Here is a 4,101-nt window from a genome sequence, read left to right as displayed (position 1 = left end):
GACTACTGGGTGCGCCACGTCCGCGAGGCCGTCCGCTTCGCCGACGCCGTCGACGGCCTGGCCCTCGAAGGCGTCCGCACCTTCCTGGAGATCGGCCCCGGCGGGATCCTGACCGCCCTCGCCCAGGAGACCTTGGACGAGGACGCGGTGACCGTGGCGCTCCTGCGCGCCGACCGCGCCGAGGGCCCGGCCGCCACCACCGCCCTCGCCCGGCTCCACGTCCACGGCACCCCCGTCGACTGGGAGGCGGTCCTCACGGGCCGCGGTGCCCGCCGCGTCGACCTGCCCACCTACCCCTTCCAGCGCCAGCCCTACTGGCTGGTCCCCGCCGGCCCCCGGGAGACCGGCACCGAGACGGCGGACCCGGCCGAGACCGCGTTCTGGGAGACCGTCGAGAACCAGGACCTCGCCGCCCTCGCCGAACGGCTGGAGGTCGCCGGGGACTCCCCGCTCAGCTCCGTCCTGCCGGCGCTGTCCCAGTGGCGCCGACGGCAGCGCAGCCGCTCCGTCGTCGACTCCTGGCGCTACCGGATCTCCTGGCAGCCGCTGACCGGAAGCCGGGACACCGCCGAGCTGACCGGCACCTGGCTGCTCGCCGTCCCCGAGGGCGGCGAGGACGCCCCCTTGGTCACCGCCGTCACCGACGCCCTGGCCCGCCACGGCGCCGAGGTCGCACACCTCGCCGTACCCGCCGACGCGACCCGTACCGACCTCGCCGCGCTCCTGCGCCGCGAGCGCGACACGTCGGCGCCGGCCGGGGTCCTGTCCCTCCTCGCGCTCACCGACGCGTCCCACCCGGACCACCCCGAGCTGCCCGCCGGGCTGGCCCTGACCACCCTGCTGGTCCAGGCCCTGGGCGACACGGAGACGACCGCGCCGCTCTGGTGCGCCACCCGGGGAGCGGTCTCCACCGGACGCTCGGACACGCTGACCAGCCCGCACCAGGCCATGGTCTGGGGCCTGGGCCGCTCGGCGGCACTCGACCACCCCGACCGCTGGGGCGGACTGCTCGACCTGCCCGCCACCCTCGACGAGCGGGCCGCCCGCCGCCTCGTCTCGGTCCTCGCCGAGGGGACGGGGGGCGAGGACCAGATCGCGATCCGGCCCTCCGGCCTCTTCGTACGCCGCCTGCTCCGCGCCCTCGCCACCGACACCGCCACCGCCCCGTCGGCGGACCGCACCCGGCAGCCGCACGGCACCGTCCTGATCACCGGCGGCACCGGAGCGCTCGGCGCCCAGGTCGCCCGGCACCTCGCCCGCAATGGCGCCGACCACCTCGTACTGACCAGCCGCCGGGGCGCCCAGGCCCCCGGGGCACCCGAACTCGCCGCCGAGATCGAGGAACTCGGCGCCCGGGTCACCCTCATGGCCTGCGACCTCGCCGACCGCGACCAGGTGGCCGGCCTGCTGCGGGCCCTTCCGGAGGACCGCCACCCGCTCACGGCCGTGGTCCACGCGGCCGGCCTGCCGCAGTTCACCCCGACCGACACCCTGACCCCGGCCGACCTGGCCGCCGTCGTCGCAGCCAAGGCGGCCGGCGCCCGGCACCTCGACGAACTCCTCGCCGACCGGGACCTCGACGCCTTCGTCCTGTTCTCCTCCGTCGCCGCCGCCTGGGGCAGCGGCAGCCAGGCTGCCTACTGCGCGGCCAACGCCCACCTCGACGCCCTCGCCGAACAGCGCCGCGCCCGCGGGCTCGCCGCCACCTCCGTGGCCTGGGGCCCCTGGGCCGACGCCGGCATGGCGGGCGACGACGGGGCCGAGGCCCACCTGCGCCGGCGCGGGCTCCCCGCCATGTTCCCGGACACCGCGATCGGCGCGCTCCAGCGGGCCCTGGACCTCGACGAGACCACGGTCGTCGTCGCCGACGTCGACTGGGAACGGTTCGCACCCGCCTTCACCCTCGCCCGGCCCAGCGCCCTCCTCGCCGATCTGCCCGAGGCCCGTACGGCCCTCGCCGCCACCGGAGACGGAGCGGACGCCGGTGCGGCCGGCGACACGGCCCCCTCCCGCACCGCCGGACTCGCCGCCCTGCCCGCCGCCGAGCGCCACCGCGTGCTCCTGGACCTCGTACGGGCCGAAGTGGCCCAGGCCCTGGGCCACTCGGGCGTGGCCGCGGTGGCCTCCGACCGCTCGTTCAAGGACCTCGGCTTCGACTCCCTCACCAGCGTCGAACTCCGCAACCGGCTGAACCGGGCCACCGGCCTGCGCCTGCCCACCACCCTGGTCTTCGACCACCCCAACGCGGAGGCCCTCGCCGCCTTCCTGTCCTCCGAGGTGTCCGGCCACGCACCGCAGACCCTGCCGGCGGACGGCCGTGCACCCGCCGGCCCCGCGGGGACGGGCACCCCCGACGAGCCGATCGCCATCGTCGCCATGGGCTGCCGCTTCCCCGGCGGCGCCAACACCCCGGAACAGCTCTGGCAGTTGCTGGCGGACGGGGTCGACGCCGTCACCCCCTTCCCCGCCGACCGGGGCTGGGACCTGGACTCCCTCTACGACCCGGACCCCGAGCACCCCGGAACCACCTACGTCAGCGAAGGCGGCTTCCTCCACGAAGCGGACCGCTTCGACGCCCGGTTCTTCGGGATCTCCCCGCGCGAGGCCCTCGCCATGGACCCCCAGCAGCGGCTGCTCCTGGAGACCGCCTGGGAGACCCTGGAACGGGCCCGCCTCGCCCCCTCCTCCCTGCGCGGCAGCCGCACCGGCGTCTTCATCGGCTCCGGCTACCAGGGCTACGGCGCCACGCCGGGCGCCCTGCCCGAAGGCGTCGAGGGACACCTCCTCACCGGCACCTCCAGCAGCGTCATGTCCGGCCGCATCGCCTACGCCCTGGGCCTCGAAGGCCCCGCGCTCACGGTGGACACGGCCTGCTCCTCCTCCCTCGTGGCCCTGCACCTGGCCGCCCAGGCCCTGCGCCAGGGCGAGTGCGAACTGGCCCTGGTCGGCGGGGCGGCCGTGATGGCCGGCCCCAACGCCTTCGTCGAGTTCAGCCGGCAGCGCGGTCTGGCGGCCGACGGGCGGTGCAAGCCGTTCGCGGCGGCGGCCGACGGCACCGGCTGGGGCGAGGGCGTGGGCATGCTCCTGGTGGAGCGGCTCTCCGACGCACACCGCCACGGCCACCCGGTCCTCGCCGTGGTCCGAGGCTCGGCCGTCAACCAGGACGGGGCCTCCAACGGCCTCACCGCCCCCAACGGCCCGGCCCAGCAGCGCGTCATCCGCCAGGCCCTCGCCAACGCCGGGCTGACGGCCGCCGACGTGGACGCCGTCGAGGCCCACGGCACCGGCACGGCCCTCGGCGACCCGATCGAGGCGCAGGCGCTGCTGGCGACGTACGGGCAGGGGCGCTCGGAGGACCGGCCGCTGTGGCTGGGCTCCCTCAAGTCCAACATCGGGCACACCCAGGCCGCCTCCGGCCTGGCGAGCGTGATCAAGACCGTGCTGTCGCTCCGGCACGGTCTGCTGCCCAAGACCCTCCACGTCGACGAGCCCTCCCCGCACGTCGACTGGTCGGCGGGCGCGGTCCGCCTCCTCACCGAGCCCGTGGCCTGGCCGGACGTGGACACCGCCCGGCCGCGCCGCGCGGCCGTCTCCTCCTTCGGAGTCAGCGGCACCAACGCCCACACCATCATCGAGCAGGCCCCGACGGCCCCCGAAGCCCTCGCGGAGGCCGACACCCTGCCGGCCCCCGCCGCCCAGCGCGGCTGCCTGCCCTGGACGCTGTCCGGCGGAGACGAGGCGGCCCTGCGCGAGCAGGCCCGCAACCTCCTCGCCCACACCCGCTCCCACCCCGGCCTCACGCCGGCGGACCTGGCCCTCTCCCTGGCCGAGTCCCGCACCGCCCTGCACCACCGCGCGGTGGTGCTGGGAACGACCACCGAGGAACTGACCGCCGGCCTGACCGCCCTGAGCCAGGGCGAGCCGTCGGCGGACCTCGTACGGGGCCACGCGGGAGCGGCGGGAACGCGCACGGCGTTCCTGTTCTCGGGTCAGGGGAGTCAGCGGTTGGGGATGGGGTGTGAGCTGTATGCGGCCTTCCCGGTGTTCGCGGATGCCTTCGATGCGGTGTGTGCGCATGTCGACGGGCATTTGGGCCGTTCG

General features: G+C 76.3%; 1 protein-coding gene. It reads left to right on the top strand.

From position 1 onward, the window contains the following. On the top strand, positions 1-4,101 hold a 4,101-nt coding region (locus ACIRBY_RS38640; protein WP_403910148.1), incomplete at both ends, for an SDR family NAD(P)-dependent oxidoreductase.

The sequence above is a fragment of the Streptomyces sp. NPDC096136 genome, assembly GCF_044763325.1.
Classification (GTDB): domain Bacteria; phylum Actinomycetota; class Actinomycetes; order Streptomycetales; family Streptomycetaceae; genus Streptomyces.
Note: the sequence above shows the minus strand (reverse complement) of the source record. Positions and strands in the feature narration are given on the sequence as shown.